Raw genomic sequence first — 14,976 nt, 5'->3', positions numbered from 1 at the left:
CCGCAATGTTCACACCAGTTGACTTTCGCTTCTTTTTTATACGCAAGACCGCGCTCCATGAAGAGCAAAAACAGCTCCTGCGTGAACCGATAGTAGCCCTCGCTGCAAGTCGTGACCTCCCGCTCCCAGTCATAGGAAAGTCCCAATTTATTTTGCTGCTTTTTCATGTTTTCAATGTTGCTGTATGTCCACTTTGCCGGATGAATGTTGCGCTGGATCGCCGCATTTTCGGCCGGCATGCCAAACGCATCCCAGCCCATCGGATGAAGCACATTGTACCCGCGCATCGTCATGAAACGAGCAATCACGTCCCCGATCGCGTAGTTACGCACGTGTCCCATGTGCAAATTTCCCGATGGATAAGGAAACATTTCGAGCACATAGTATTTTTCTTTGCCCTCATCGGCATGCGTATGAAAGGCATTTGTTGCATACCATGCATCCTGCCACTTTTTCTCAATCTCTGCAGGATTGTACTTGTCATTCATGGAATTTCCTCCCGTTCATTTCTCAGTTTGCTAATTATTTATTATATATTTTAATGAACGTTTACGCCAATAAAAATATACAAAAAAAGAGCTTTCGGCAAGCTCTTTTTTCGCTCTGTTATTCCCGCGGCAAGGTATCTTCTGTCCCTTTTTGCGGTTGCTGTTGCATAAGGCTTTCCCGATTTTTACGCAACGAATCAAGCGTTCCTTCCATGTTTTCTTCGACATATTTCAAAACATCGGTCGCATACTCGAGCGCGCTTTGCTGCATCGTGTCTGCTGTTTGGTTCGCATTGGCGATAATTTCATTGGCACGCTCTTGGGCGTTTTTCACAAGCTCGCTTTCTTCCGTGATTTTAGCGATATAATCTTTGGCTTGTGCAATAATCGTTTCTGCCTGCTTTTGTGCATCCATCATGACACGTTCTTTATCCGCAACAATACGCTTGGCGTTTTCCAATTCATTGGGCAGCGAACTGTTAATAGCGTCAATAATGCGCGCCACTTCATCCTGATCGACAATGCGTTTGTTTGTTAACGGAACTTCTCTGCCGTTCATTACTACATAATCAAGCTCTTCCAGCAATTTGCGTGTATCCATGAGTACCACTCCTTTATTTGGCAACTGCCAATTTCTCTTCCAGTGCGGTTAATACACATGGCGGTACCAGCCGCCCCACGTCACCGCTAAACATGGCCAACTCTTTGATTCCCGAAGAGCTGATAAACGAATATTCACCGCGCGTCATCATAAATACAGTTTCAATCTCCGGATCCTGATCTTTCAATAATAACGCCCGTTGGAATTCATATTCAAAGTCACTGAATGCTCGTAATCCTCGAATGATCAAGCGTGAATCTCGTTGCCGAACATAATCATTGAGCAAGCCGGAGAAAGCATCCAATTCTACATTCGGAATATGAGCCGTTGCTTCTTTCAGCAAAGCTACCCGTTCTTCCATCGAAAACATTGGCTTTTTGCCGGGATTCACAAAGACCGCAACAATCAGTTTGTCGACAAATTGTGCACTGCGTTCAAAAATGTCCACATGGCCTTTTGTAACCGGATCAAAACTGCCCGGGCAGATTCCCACTCGCATGCAATTATCCTTCTTCCCCTTCTACCACCAAATAGGTCACCATGGTACCGCCGTAATGTTTCTGCCGCCAGAACCGATAACCTTCAGGTATCTCCAAATTTTCTTCCCGTGCCTGTTCAACAACAACTACGCTGGTAGGCTGCACGAGGCGCGCACGGAGCAGTTCCCGCAGTACAGGTTCCACCAAATCGCGTTGGTACGGCGGATCAAGAAAAACATAGTCAAACGGTTGATTTTGCGGCAAGTTCGCCAGTGCCGATTCGACGCGTTGGTCACGCACTTCGATCTGCGAAGAAAAGTTGCAAACCTCTGCATTTTGACGAATTACCGCAGCAGTTTTCTCATCCACGGCGCAAGCAAATTCCGCGCCGCGACTCAACGCTTCCAGCGCCATTGCGCCGGTGCCTGCATACAAATCAAGCACGCGTGTTTCCAGTAAGCCTATATTGGCCAGCGTGTTGAAGATCGCTTCCCGCACTCGATCCTGTGTCGGGCGCGTCGCCATCCCTTTCGGCGCTGCCAATTTGTGTCCGCGTCTAGTGCCACCAATGATTCTCATATACCCTCGATAGTTACCTTGTATTATAACATTGGTATTTTCAAATTACAAAATAACCGGCTCCTGATGTTCTTCTTTTTTTGCCCGTGTCATCAGGTTTTGCAATGCGTTTTGCAATGAGCTTTCTCCGGAAAGCACTCGATATACCTGCTCGGTAATCGGCATTTCAATGCCTTCGCGCTGCGCCACCGGATACACAATATGAGTGCTTCGGATACCTTCGACCACTTTTTGCGTTCCCTGTGTGATCTGCGCTTCCGTCAAGCCTTGCGCCAATGCCCTGCCCGCTTCATGATTGCGGCTGTGTTTGCTTGTACAGGTTACGATCAAATCGCCCATGCCGGAAAGTCCGAACAAAGTTTCATTACGAGCTCCAAAATGCACCGCATAACGCACGATTTCCGCTAAGCCGCGGGTAATCAAAGTCGCGCGTGTATTGTCACCGTAACCGACACCATCGACCGCGCCGGCAGCAAGTGCAATAATATTTTTTAATGCGCCGCCGTACTCTACGCCAATCATATCGGTGCTGTAATACGCGCGCAAATGCGGCAACATATAGACATCCTGCGCCCGCATAGCAGTTTCTTTGCGAGCGGCGGCAACCACGGTGGCCGCCGGTAATAAACGCCCGACTTCTTCCGCATGATTCGGCCCCGAAATCACAGCGATTTCATCCGTGACGCCGACCAATGCGGCTCTAATATCTTCCGATAAGCGTCCCCCGCTCGGTGACAAACCTTTCGCCGCCGAAATGACCAATGCGTTTTCAGTGAGCCAGGGACGAATTGCCTCTGCCATTGTCCCAATCGCTTTCGACGGCGTCGCAAGCACGACTACATCCGCATTTGACACAGCTTCTTCCAAATCCGCGGTAATTTTGACCCGATCGGGAAGCAGCACGCCCGGTAAATAGGCTGCGTGTTGACGAGTTTCCGTCATTTCCGCAACCGTTTCAGCGTTTCGTGCATATAAACATACGTCCGGATGCGCTTCGGCAAGCGATCGCGCCATTGCAATCCCCCATGCCCCTGCACCTATCATAGCTATCTGCACAATATCACCTCGTATATCTTATTTCATTTTCTGCCGCCGTTTTAATTTTGCGCGTTCAATTTTTTTCTCTTCCCCACGTAATAACCGTCCGATATTGGCGCGGTGTTGAAAAACGATAGCAGCAACACCCAGAATCGCAAAAATCAAGAATGCTAACGGTGCCTGCCACCACCATAAAAGAATCGGTACGGTCAGCGCCGCGGCAATGGATGCCAAGGATACTAACCGTGTCGTAAAGACTAAGATCGCCCAAACAACCGCCGCCGCAACAGCTACCGGCAACGACAAACAGCACATTACCCCAAAACCGGTCGCCACGCCCCGACCGCCGCGAAATCCTAAAAACACGGAAAAGCAGTGGCCGACAATCGCGGCAGCCGCACAAAGAGCAAGCAATACCGGATCGTTTCCGCCCAACGATGTCGCCGCCACGCCCTTCAAAAAATCCGCGCCAAAGACGGTAACGCCCATACGAGCTCCCAAAGTGCGATACGCATTGGTTGCGCCGATGTTACGGCTACCGTGCCGGCGTAAATCGGTACCGCAAAACAGCTTACCGAGCCACAAACCGCTGGGAATAGAGCCCAGCAAGTATGCCCCCGTAACGCAAAGTAAATAATTAATCAATCATCATCACCATCTCGTTTACCGCGTAAAACCAATCGTATCGGTGTACCTTCAAACCCGAACGATTCACGCAAACGATTTTCTAAGAAGCGCACGTACGAAAAATGAACGTATTGCGCATAGTTACAAAAAAGCACAAAGGTTGGCGGCTTAACGCCCACCTGTGTCATGTAGTACAGCTTGATTTCCTTACCGTACTTCATCGGCGGCGGATTCATCAGTTTCGCGTCCGTCAAAACTTCATTCAGAACGCCTGTCGAAACGCGGCGTGTCTGTTGTTCCGAAACGAATTGAATCAGTTCTCCCAAACGATGAATTCGTTGTTTGGTAAGAGCTGAGACATACACAATCGGTGCATATTGCAAAAAGGCCAATTCGCGCCGAATATCTTCCGCATATGTTTCGGTAGACTTGCTGTCTTTTTCGATCAAATCCCATTTATTGACTAGAATGATCATTCCTTTACCGGCTTCATGCGCGTAGCCGGCAATTTTGGTATCCTGCTCGGTGACCCCTTGCGTCGCATCCAAAACCAGTACAACCACGTCGGCACGATCGATCGAGCGCAACGAACGGATAACACTGTAATGCTCCACCGGCAAATCAATTTTTGCCTTACGACGCATTCCGGCGGTATCAATCAGCACGAATTCCTCGCCATGGTATTTCCAGTGCGTGTCAATCGAATCACGTGTCGTACCGGGAATATCACTCACCAGCACACGTTCTTCACCGAGCAGAGCATTGGTAAGGGAAGATTTTCCGACATTCGGGCGACCGACCAGCGCCACATGCACAAGTTCATTTTCATGCGGATCGATTTCGCGCTGCGGAAAATGCTTCACCACATCATCCAACAAATCTCCCAAGCCCAGCAGATTGGAGGCCGAAATCGCATGCGGATCACCCAATCCCAAAGAATAAAATTCATAGATATTCATTTCCTGCGCGAGACTGTCAATTTTATTGACCGCAAGCACTATCGGCTTGCCGGCATCTCTCAGTAAATGGGCAACCTGTTCATCATCCGCGGTAACACCGACGCGTCCGTCGCAGACGAGCACGATCACATCAGCTTCTAAAATCGCAAGTTGAGCCTGCGCTTTGGTACCAACGCTGATATGGTCTTCCTTCGGCACCAAAAACTCAATGCCGCCCGTATCAATCAGCGTAAACTGCGTACCGAGCCACTCTGCATCAAAATAGATACGGTCGCGAGTCACACCGGGAACATCCTCCACGATGGAAATACGTTTGTTAATGATCGCATTGAATAATGTCGACTTGCCGACATTCGGCCGTCCTACCACCGCCACTAACGGTTTGTCCATAACTTGCTCCTTCAATAAAAAACGCGGGAAACAGAGAACCGTCCCCCGCATTTTTGCTTTTATCTTTACCTCGGCTGACGGTGTTATTCTTCGTCAGATGTCGCGTCCGCCGCGGCTTCTTCGGCTTCAGCAACATCTTGCACCGGAGCTTCATCCGCCGGCATTTCTTCCGTCGCGCCTTCCGCATGCTCCTGTACCTGAATCAGGCTGAAACTGATGCGCTTGCGGGATTTGTTAATGCCGATAATTTGCACTTCGACCATGTCGCCGTCTGCCAGTACATCGCCCACTTTTTTGCTGCGATCTTTAGTGATTTCGCTAATGTGCAGCAAACCGGTCAATCCGTCAGTTAATTCCACAATCGCGCCGAAATCAATCAATTTTACTACTTTACCGACGACGGTATCACCGACTGCGTAATTTTCAATGTCGTCCATCCACGGATCCGGCAAGGTATCTTTCCGGCTGAAAGAAATACGCTGTTTTTCCGGATCGAACGATTTGATGATAACGTCCACTTCCTGATTCGGTTCCAAAACATCTTCGACTTTGTCGATTTTGTTCCAGGCTACATCGGAAATATGCAGCAAACCTTCAATGCCGTTAACGTCAATGAACGCGCCGTACGGCATAATTTTCTTCACAATACCGGTAAGTTGCGTACCCTGTTCATACGCTTCTTTCATGTTTTCCATTTCCGCTTCGCGATGAATTTCGAGCATCGCTTTGCGGCTCAAAACTAAACGGTTTTTCAAGCGGTCTACTTCCAGTACTTTCGCCTGGAATTTTGTCCCGACAAGGAACGAGAGCGAGCGCACGAAACGCAAGTCACCCTGGGAAAGCGGAATGAAACCGCGTAACGATTTAATCTGAACGAGAAGGCCTGCTTTAATCGCTTCAATACCTTCGACTTCTACAGGTTCATCGTTAGCCAATGCCTGTTCGACGATATCCCAGTCCGCCAAACGATCCAATTTGATTTTGGAGATGTAGATCGTACCATCTTCTTTCACCGCATTGGTGATTTGCGCTTTGACTGTATCGCCGACCGCCAGTACATCCTTCATGGATTCCGGAGCCGGAAATGAATATTCACGCGCTTGGAGCACCGCTTCCGTTTTGTAACCAAACGAAACATAGGCTTCTTCATCGGTCAGATCAACGACCGTGCCTTCTACGATGCTTCCTTTGTGAAAATCATAATTCATGTCCATCGCTTCAAAAGTTGTTTTCATATCATCCATTGCCAACAATACCTCCTCGATTATCCAGTCCGGTGTGGATGCACCGGCTGTGATGCCAACCGTCCAATCACTTTGAAACCATGACGAGCGTAATTCTGCAGCCGTTTCAATATGGTATGCCGGAGTGCCGTTTGCTTTGGCAAGTTCATACAGACGGCGTGTATTACCGCTGTGTCGGCCACCAATGACTACGATTACGTCGGCTATCTCTGCCAACTCCGCTACCGCATTCTGCCGCTCCGCCGTGACATTGCAAATCGTGCGATGGACATCAACATGATCTACTTTATCTTTGACGAGAGCAAGCATCTCTTGAAACAAGGCCTGCGAAAACGTAGTTTGCGATACAACGCTTGCTTCAGAGAGGTGCGGCAGGTTGGCTAAATCGGCGGGTGTTTCCGCAACGATAGCGCGATCCATTGCCCATTCGGCAATGCTTTTGACTTCCGGATGATCTTTTTCCCCGAAAATAATTACCGTCTTACCTTCATTCACTAAGCGATTGGCTTCTTTTTGTGCCCGTACAACGTACGGACAGGTCGCATCGATAATCTTTAAATTTTTTTCACTAGCTCTATTATAACACGCCGGGCCTACTCCGTGAGAACGAATAATTACTGTTTCTCCGGGGACGTCATCGAGCGATTCAACATAGTCGATCCCCTTGGAACGCAGTCCTTCCACCACTTGATTGTTGTGAATGATCGGCCCCAGCGTAACCGCGTCAGTCCCTGTTTTACATAGGTCCTCCGCGATTTGCATGGCGCGTTTTACACCATAGCAAAAGCCCAGTTTTTTCGCTACAATAATCTTCATATCTCAACCTTTGTACATTTCATAAAGCTTTTCTATTCTTTCTTTAACCAAATTATTAATTTCTATAATCTTCTCGGGTGTCGGCTTATCTTTCTCCACCATGACCGGTTCGCCAATCGCCACCACCGGTACCGATTGGCTCCATGGACGCATGGTGTGAATCGCAGCCACGGGAACGATCGGCACACCAAGACGTAACGCCAGCGATGCCATGCCGCTGTGAAAAGGTCCCAGACCTTCATGCTGAATTCTCGTTCCTTCAGGGAAAATTCCAAGCAACTCACCGCGACGAATAATCGCAAATGATTTTCGCATCGCCGTGCGATCCACTTTACCGCGGTGCAAAGGAACCATTTCTAAAGCATTCAAAAATTTGCGCAGAAAGAAATTATGAAATAATTCTTCTTTTGCCAAAAAATATACCTGCCTCGGCATCGCCGCAAAAACGATCGGCGGATCCCAGTTGCTTTTATGATTAGACGCGATAATAACCCCACCCTCTTTCGGGACATTCTCCTGTCCGATTATTTTCGCGCCGCCCAAGAAAATAAATAAAAATTTTGCAAGCAAGTGGAGAAATTTTTTAATCATGCCGTCACCTTCTTTACCATAGCCGTAAGTGTATCAATCGTTTCTTCCCGCGTTAAACAAGTGGTGTCCAGCAAAACGGCATCTTCCGCCTGCCGCAGAGGAGAAATGGCGCGTTCCGTATCCTTGCGATCGCGCTCTTGAATATTTTGCACAATTTGCGCCATTGTCTGCGGTTCATCAGGGTGTGTTTCATTCCATTGTACCAAACGCCGGCGGGCTCGTTCTTCTACAGAAGCCGTTAAAAACACCTTCAGCTCAGCGTGCGGCAGCACCACCGTGCCGATATCCCGCCCGTCCATGACGATACCGCCGTTTTCGGCAAGGCGCTGCTGCTCTTTGACTAAGTGTTGGCGCACGCAGACATATGCGGCGACTTGTGAAACACGGGCCGATACCTCCGGACGACGGATATGAGCGGAAACATCACGATCATTCACCGTCACTATCGGTTCTTCCTGATCGCCTTTTAATTCTACCGTTAAATTTTGGACGACGGAGCAGACTTTCTCTTCCTGATCCACCGAAACGCCTCGGTGCAGTAATTCGCAAGTCAACGCTCGGTACATTGAACCGGTATCCAGGTATACATACCCCAGTCGTTTCGCCAACTCTTTAGCGACCGTACTTTTACCGGCCCCCGCGGGGCCATCAATCGCAACCGCAATTTTTTTCATTGCTCCGACTCCTTTCCTGCCGCGCTAACGCCCGCAAGGTAGCCGGTAGAAAACGCTGCCTGTAAATTATATCCTCCCGTAAACGCGTGAACATCCAAGATCTCGCCGGCAAAATAAATGCCCGGCACAATTTTCGATTCCATTGTTTTGGGATTGACTTCTTTGGTGCTGATGCCTCCCGCTGTTACAATTGCTTCACGCAACGGGCGTGTGCCCGTCACCGTCAACGACAGATTTTGCAACGCTTGCCCCAAGCGCAACCGTTCCGCGCGGGAAAGCTCCGCCGCCTTAACGTCGTTTTCAATCTCAGCTGCTTGCAACATCGGTGCAATCAAACGCTGCGGCAATAAATCGCGCAAGGCATTGCCCATCTGCTGCAAATGATTTTTTCCCAAATCTCGCCGTAGTCGGGCATCCAACACCTCGGGTGCAAGCGCCGGCTTTACATTCAAAGAGAGCGTTACTTTCCTGTTCTTTTGCAACGCCCGCGAAGCCGCATCACTTAAACGCAAGACAATCGGTCCCGATACGCCAAAATGCGTAAAAAGCATTTCGCCGCGCAAAGTCTGCTTCGCTTTACCGTCAATTTGCAATGTGAGTTCGACGTTACGCAACGAAAGTCCCTGCAATGCTTTGCACCATGCTTCTTCACAGACAAGCGGAATCAGAGAAGGACGTAGCGGTATTAAAGTGTGCCCCAATCCGTTCGCCAATGCATGTCCGCTACCGTCGGAACCGGTTTGCGGATACGAAGCGCCTCCCGTTGTCATAATCACAACCGCCGCCGGCCAGGTGCGTTCCGCGGTTATCACTTCAAACGCGGCACCCTCTCGGTGAATTTCGCGCACAGATGCTTCCGTATGAATTTCCACTCCCGCTTTGGTAAGCGCCGTACGAAACGCACGACGGACTTCCTGTGCGGAGTCGGATTCGGGAAATACACGGCCGCCTCGTTCCACCTTTGTTTTTACGCCCCATGACGCAAGTAACGAAAGCAAATCCGTGTTGGTAAAAGTATGGTAGGCGCTGTATAAAAATTTACCGTTGCCCGGCGTTTGGCGAATGAGTTCCTCCATAGATGCGGCATTCGTCAGATTGCAGCGTCCTTTGCCGGTGATCCCCATTTTAAGACCGAGTTGCGGCATTTTTTCCAGTAAAATCACTCGTGCGCCCGCCGTTTGGGCGGCATACGCCGCCATTTGCCCGGCGCAGCCGCCACCGATCACAACAACATTACGCATGCGTAACCTGCGCTTTAAGATCGCTTATTTCATTGGCTGTCAACGCCCGATAACTGCCGCGCTTGACGCCTTGCAAAGTCAGGGTCGCATACCGTGTGCGTTTCAAGTTATGCACGCGAAAACCGAAGTGTTCGCACATCCGGCGCACTTGGCGGTTGCGGCCTTCGTGAATAATGAGGGCAAGAGTCGAAAGCCCTGTCTTGACATCAAAAACGGCCTCGCTTACTTTTGCGGGAGCGGTTATGCCGTCTTCCAACGGCACGCCTTCGCGAAATGCCGTAAGCATTTTATCCGGTACTCGGCCTTTAATTTTAATTTCGTATTCTTTTTCCACTTCTGACGACGGGTGTTCTAACCGGTTGGTCAGGTCACCGTCATTGGTCAAAAGCAGTAAGCCCTCCGTGTTCAGATCCAATCGACCGACCGGATACAGGCGAACTTTTTCTTTTTTGAAATATTCCAATACCGTCGTCCGGCCCTCAGGATCGCTTAAAGTAGTGATGACCCCTTTGGGTTTATTAAACAGGAAATACTGCAGCGGTTCCCGTTCAATTTTTTTGCCGTCGACAATAATCGTGTCGCGTGTAAGATCCGCTTTTTGACCCAGTTCGCTCACTACTTTACCGTTTACTTTAACTCGCCCTTCGGTAATCATCGTTTCGGCCGCCCGCCGGGATGCCAGCCCCGCTTGGCTAATCAATTTCTGAAGACGTTCTCTCATCGGTTTCGTTTACTCCCTGTTTCTGATAATAGTCCCGCCAATTTGTTTTGCGCTTAAAATACGGCGTGACATCATATAAAATCGGTCGTCCCGGCAATTCGGCGCGGCCGATCTCCATAATTAAATTCTTTTCCAGCAAATTCGCCAGCGTCCGTTCGCTTGAAACCCCACGCAAACCGTCAATTTGCTGCCGCGTCACGGGTGCTTGCAACGCCACAATGGCCAGTACTTCCAACGCCGCTTTACTCAAATGGAGCGGCGGCGCGTAACGTTCGGCCAACAGCTTACCGTACTCCGTTCGCGTACATAGCCGCCAACCTCCCGCAGTCTCCTGTACCAACAGACCGGACTGCGATCGAGCGGCATATTGGTCGGCAAGCTCCTGACAAAGTTTCGTCGCCTCACTCGTACCGACGTTGAGTACTTCTGCTACTTGCTTCGTCGATACCGGTTCACCGGCAATAAAGAGTAGCGCTTCAAGTGCTGCTAGTTGTTCCGTTGCCATGACGTAATCTCTCCACATAAATGCCTGTACCGAGTTTCTTCACCGTAATCGTTCCCTGCCAAATCATTTCTAAAACTTCTAAAAATAGCGTCAATTGTTCCCAACGATTGGTCAGTTTTTCAAAGTATGGGATAAGATCCACCGAGCCATGTTGAATCGCTTGTAAAAATGCTTCTCGCAAAGGTTTGGGATCTAACTCCGGAATCGGTTGCCAATCTGCCTCTGCCGGCTCTTCCTTTTGGATCAGACGCTGCCAAACACCGGCTAATCGCTCCATACTGACGCGCAGCGTATACTCCGAAGCCTGTAAGGGCGTCGGCTCTTTTTCCAGAAAAAATGCATTCTCCGCCAAGCGTGTTTCAATTTCACTTTTTACTGTTTGAATATGCTCCCATGCGATCAATCTCTCGGCAAGTTCTTGCCGCGGATCTTCTTCCTCTTCTTCCGCGGGTGCTTTGGGCAGCAGACTGCGCGCCTTGATCGCTAAGAGCGTTGCGGCCATTTGGAAAAATTCCGTTCCCAACTGCAAATTAAATGCTTCCGCGCGCGCTAAATAATCCATATATTGCACCGTCACCGTTTGGATCGGAATATCGTAAATATCAATTTTTTGTTTGCGGATTAAGTGCAATAATAAATCCAGCGGTCCGTTAAACACCGGTAAATTAAATTGCACCGTACTAACTGCCATAGGTCACACCCTTATCTCATAATCTTTATTATATCTGATCCATTGTCGAGACGCCAACTGCTGTGAGATATCGTGGAAACATGGCGGCAATAAAAAACGGGCCAAAGCCCGTTTTTATTACTGCAAAAAGCTGCCTACCCATGAAAGAGCAACCGCCACAAGTGCGATCACAATAAAAATACCGCTAAACCCCAAAAACACCATACCAAATAACAAACCGGCTCCCGCCACCGCCAGTTTCACAGGCAGCGGCAAATCTTCCCAACGTCGTACAATCACGCGTGTGCTTTTCGTATCTTCGGCGGTTCCTTCGGCATCAAAGGTCGTGCCGTGAAATGCATCGCGTTCTTTTTTACTGATCACGCGCGGTTCATCCGCACGGGTTGTTTTTTCTGTATGTTGTTCCTGCCACATAGTTTACTCCTGCAATTCTTTGACCAAGAGCTGGTTCACTACCTGCGGATTAGCGCGGCCTTTCGTTTTTTTCATGATCTGGCCGACTAAAAAGCCGATCGCTTTTTTCTTGCCCGCACGATAATCTTCTACCGATTGCGGGTTAGCGGCGACCACGTCATGAATCAACTGCGTTAATTCACCGGTATCGGAGATCTGTTTCAAACCTTTCGCTTCAATGATCTCATCCGCCGATTTACCCTGTTCCCACATATCGCGGAAAACAGTTTTAGCGATTTTACCGGAAATGGTTCCGTCAGCGATCTTGGCCAGCATTCCCGCGAGTCCCTGCGGACGAACCGGCGCCGTAGCCGGGGTTTTACCGGCTTCGTTCAACAGCATCGAAAAATCGCCCATCAGCCAGTTCGCGCCTTCTTTCGCATCCGCACCGGCGGCTACGAGTTCGTCAAAATATTCCGCCATCGAGCGCGAAAGGGTAATGATGCCCGCGTCATAATCGGAAAGTCCGTGTTCCTGCATTAAACGGGCTTTGCGTGCATCCGGAAGTTCCGGCAATGCCTGCCGAACGCTTTCGATGTATTCATCGGAAATCGTGAACGGCACCAGGTCCGGTTCCGGGAAGTAGCGATAATCGTCCGCTTCTTCTTTGACACGCATCGTTGCTGTCGTACCTTTGCTTTCGTCCCAGGTACGCGTTTCCTGTACAATTTTTTCGCCGTCTTCCAGGGCTTCCGCCTGGCGTTGGGCTTCATACTCGATGCTGCGTGCTACGCCGCGAATCGAGTTGATGTTTTTCATTTCCACTTTAGTGCCGAGTTTGGTTTCTCCGACCGGACGAACGGAAACGTTGGCATCGCAACGCAGGCTTCCCTCTTCCATCTTGACGTCGGAAACCGCGATATATTCCAAAATCGAGCGGAGTTTTTCCATATACGCGGCAGCTTCGGCACCGCTGCGCAGATCCGGTTCGGAAACGATTTCCAACAACGGTACGCCGGTACGATTGTAGTCGACATTGGACGAATCGGAATCGGTAATGGTCGTGCCGCTGTGCACCAGTTTGCCAGCGTCTTCTTCCATATGGATACGGGTAATGCCGATGCGACGTGTCTCACCGTCTACTTCGATATCCAAATAGCCGTGTTCGCAAATCGGCAAATCGTATTGCGAAGTTTGGAAGTTTTTCGGCAAATCGGGATAGTAATAATTTTTACGGTCAAATTTCGTAAAGTTGGCGATTTTGCAGTTCAATGCCAGGCCGGCACGAATAGCAAAGTCGACGACTTTTTTGTTGAGAACCGGCAGCACGCCCGGCAGGCCCAAGCAAACCGGGCAAACATTCGAGTTCGGTTCCGCGCCGAATGTGGTTTTACAGCCGCAGAAAATTTTTGTTGCCGTTTTTAATTCGGTATGGACTTCTAAGCCGATAACACTTTCGTACTTCATTACTTCACCTCTCCCAGAGCCGCTACTTTTTGCGTATCCGGCCGCGCCTGCTCAAATGTATAGGCCGCTTGCAAGAGCCGTTCTTCACTCAAGTTGGGGCCGATCAACTGCATCCCGATCGGCATGCCGTCGGCAAATCCGCAATTCATGCTGAGCGCCGGAATGCCCGCCAGATTGACCGGTACCGTGCAAACGTCTTCCATATACATGGCCAGCGGATCATTGATTTTATCACCGAAGCGGAATGCCGTATCCGGCACTGTCGGCGTAACTAAAATATCCGCTTTGGAAAACGCGTTGGCAAAGTCTTCTTTAATCAGTGTGCGTACTTTCAACGCCTTCATATAGTAGGCATCATAATAGCCGGCGCTCAATACATACGTACCGAGCATAATACGGCGTTGCACTTCCGGTCCGAAACCTTCGGAACGGGTTTTTTTGTACATTTCAATCAAATTTTCGCCCGGCACACGCAATCCGAAACCGACGCCGTCATAACGGGCGAGGTTGGAGCTGGCTTCCGCCGGTGCCACGATATAGTAAGCGGAAATAGCATATTTAGCGCGCGGCAATGAAACCGAAACGATTTCCGCGCCCAATTCTTCATACGTCTTCAACGCATCTTCGACCGCTTTTTTCACTTCCGGTTTAATACCGTCCGTAAAATATTCCGCCGGTACGCCGATGCGCAAACCTTTGACATCGCTTTGCAGCGCGTTCGTATAGTCGGGGCGTTTCCCTGCTATACTCGTCGAATCCTTCGGATCGTGGCCGGCAATCGCATTCAAGACGATGGCGCAGTCGGTAACATCCTGCGTCAACGGTCCGATTTGATCGAGGGAAGAAGCAAATGCCAACAGACCATAGCGGGAAACCAATCCGTATGTCGGTTTCAAACCGACCAGACCGCAATAGGACGCCGGCTGACGAATCGATCCGCCGGTATCCGAGCCCAATGCCCACAATGCCGAACGTGCCGCTACCGCCGCCGCGCTGCCGCCGCTGGAGCCACCGGGCACGCATTCCGTATTCCACGGATTTTTGGAAGGGCCGTAGGCCGAGTTTTCCGTCGAACTGCCCATCGCGAATTCGTCCATGTTCAATTTGCCGAGGGATACATAATCTTGCGCCTGTAATTTTTCAACGACCGTCGCATTGTACGGCGCGATAAAATGTTCCAAAATTTTTGACGCGGCGCTGACCGGTTCACCGTCACTGCAAAGATTGTCTTTGAGTGCGCCCGGAACGCCCGCGAGAGGAGCAATCGTTTCGCCGGCGGCAATTTTATCATCGACTTTTTGGGCGGCCGCCAGCGCACGCTCATGCGTATCGTGCAGGTAAGCGTGAATTTCCGGCTCCACCTTTTCTTTATGCTGAATAATCTGTTTTGTTAATTCCACCGCCGAGATCTCTTTGGCAAGCAGACGGCGATGATTTTCATGTATGGTCCACGCGTTCACAATAATCCTCCA

17 protein-coding genes are annotated in these 14,976 nt (G+C 49.8%); all 17 read right to left on the bottom strand.

Annotated elements, in window-relative coordinates; translation table 11 throughout:
• On the bottom strand, positions 1-488 hold a 488-nt coding region (locus tag KH813_RS03255), incomplete at its 3' end, for a class I tRNA ligase family protein (protein WP_303993169.1).
• 118 nt (positions 489-606) lie between these two features.
• On the bottom strand, positions 607-1,089 hold the full coding sequence (locus tag KH813_RS03250; RefSeq protein ID WP_303993166.1) for an ATPase: 483 nt from the start codon (positions 1,087-1,089) through the stop codon (positions 607-609).
• Positions 1,090-1,102: 13 nt separating this feature from the next.
• Positions 1,103-1,588, bottom strand: coding sequence for a pantetheine-phosphate adenylyltransferase (gene coaD / locus KH813_RS03245; protein WP_303993164.1), 486 nt, complete (start codon positions 1,586-1,588; stop codon positions 1,103-1,105).
• Positions 1,589-1,592: 4 nt separating this feature from the next.
• The gene (rsmD, locus tag KH813_RS03240; protein ID WP_303993161.1) at positions 1,593-2,147 is read right to left on the bottom strand and encodes a 16S rRNA (guanine(966)-N(2))-methyltransferase RsmD; all 555 of its coding nucleotides are present in this window, start codon (positions 2,145-2,147) and stop codon (positions 1,593-1,595) included.
• 45 nt (positions 2,148-2,192) lie between these two features.
• Positions 2,193-3,203, bottom strand: a complete 1,011-nt coding sequence (locus KH813_RS03235) for an NAD(P)H-dependent glycerol-3-phosphate dehydrogenase (protein WP_303993159.1) — start codon at positions 3,201-3,203, stop codon at positions 2,193-2,195.
• Between the two features lie 18 nt (positions 3,204-3,221).
• Complete coding sequence (gene plsY / locus KH813_RS03230; RefSeq protein ID WP_303993156.1) at positions 3,222-3,830, bottom strand: glycerol-3-phosphate 1-O-acyltransferase PlsY; 609 nt, start codon at positions 3,828-3,830, stop codon at positions 3,222-3,224.
• Entirely contained in the window at positions 3,827-5,161 is a 1,335-nt protein-coding gene (gene der / locus KH813_RS03225) for a ribosome biogenesis GTPase Der (protein ID WP_303993153.1), read from the bottom strand. The genes plsY and der overlap by 4 nt, the downstream gene beginning before the upstream one ends.
• An 83-nt stretch (positions 5,162-5,244) precedes the next feature.
• On the bottom strand, positions 5,245-7,221 hold the full coding sequence (locus KH813_RS03220; protein WP_303993150.1) for a bifunctional 4-hydroxy-3-methylbut-2-enyl diphosphate reductase/30S ribosomal protein S1: 1,977 nt from the start codon (positions 7,219-7,221) through the stop codon (positions 5,245-5,247).
• 3 nt (positions 7,222-7,224) lie between these two features.
• Positions 7,225-7,812 (bottom strand): 1-acyl-sn-glycerol-3-phosphate acyltransferase, encoded by a 588-nt coding sequence (locus tag KH813_RS03215; RefSeq protein WP_303993147.1) that lies wholly within the window; start codon positions 7,810-7,812, stop codon positions 7,225-7,227.
• Positions 7,809-8,486: a (d)CMP kinase gene (cmk, locus tag KH813_RS03210; RefSeq protein ID WP_303993144.1), complete on the bottom strand. Its 678-nt coding sequence runs from the start codon at positions 8,484-8,486 to the stop codon at positions 7,809-7,811. Before cmk ends, KH813_RS03215 begins: the two co-directional genes overlap by 4 nt.
• A complete protein-coding gene (locus tag KH813_RS03205) occupies positions 8,483-9,727 on the bottom strand; it encodes an NAD(P)/FAD-dependent oxidoreductase (RefSeq protein ID WP_303993141.1) in 1,245 nt (414 codons plus the stop codon). Before KH813_RS03205 ends, cmk begins: the two co-directional genes overlap by 4 nt.
• Positions 9,720-10,448 (bottom strand): pseudouridine synthase, encoded by a 729-nt coding sequence (locus KH813_RS03200; protein ID WP_303993138.1) that lies wholly within the window; start codon positions 10,446-10,448, stop codon positions 9,720-9,722. The genes KH813_RS03205 and KH813_RS03200 overlap by 8 nt, the downstream gene beginning before the upstream one ends.
• Entirely contained in the window at positions 10,420-10,953 is a 534-nt protein-coding gene (scpB, locus tag KH813_RS03195) for an SMC-Scp complex subunit ScpB (protein WP_303993135.1), read from the bottom strand. Before scpB ends, KH813_RS03200 begins: the two co-directional genes overlap by 29 nt.
• Complete coding sequence (locus tag KH813_RS03190) at positions 10,925-11,644, bottom strand: ScpA family protein (protein ID WP_303993133.1); 720 nt, start codon at positions 11,642-11,644, stop codon at positions 10,925-10,927. The genes scpB and KH813_RS03190 overlap by 29 nt, the downstream gene beginning before the upstream one ends.
• A 117-nt stretch (positions 11,645-11,761) precedes the next feature.
• Entirely contained in the window at positions 11,762-12,058 is a 297-nt protein-coding gene (locus KH813_RS03185; protein ID WP_303993131.1) for a hypothetical protein, read from the bottom strand.
• 3 nt (positions 12,059-12,061) lie between these two features.
• Complete coding sequence (gatB, locus tag KH813_RS03180) at positions 12,062-13,504, bottom strand: Asp-tRNA(Asn)/Glu-tRNA(Gln) amidotransferase subunit GatB (RefSeq protein WP_034436533.1); 1,443 nt, start codon at positions 13,502-13,504, stop codon at positions 12,062-12,064.
• Entirely contained in the window at positions 13,504-14,964 is a 1,461-nt protein-coding gene (gene gatA, locus KH813_RS03175) for an Asp-tRNA(Asn)/Glu-tRNA(Gln) amidotransferase subunit GatA (protein ID WP_303993172.1), read from the bottom strand. Before gatA ends, gatB begins: the two co-directional genes overlap by 1 nt.
• Positions 14,965-14,976: the final 12 nt, after the last annotated feature.

Origin of the sequence: Negativicoccus succinicivorans (assembly GCF_018373335.1) — a bacterium.
GTDB lineage: Bacteria > Bacillota > Negativicutes > Veillonellales > Negativicoccaceae > Negativicoccus > Negativicoccus succinicivorans_A.
The sequence above is the reverse complement of the archived record's forward strand: the minus strand, read 5'-3'. Positions and strand labels throughout refer to the sequence as shown.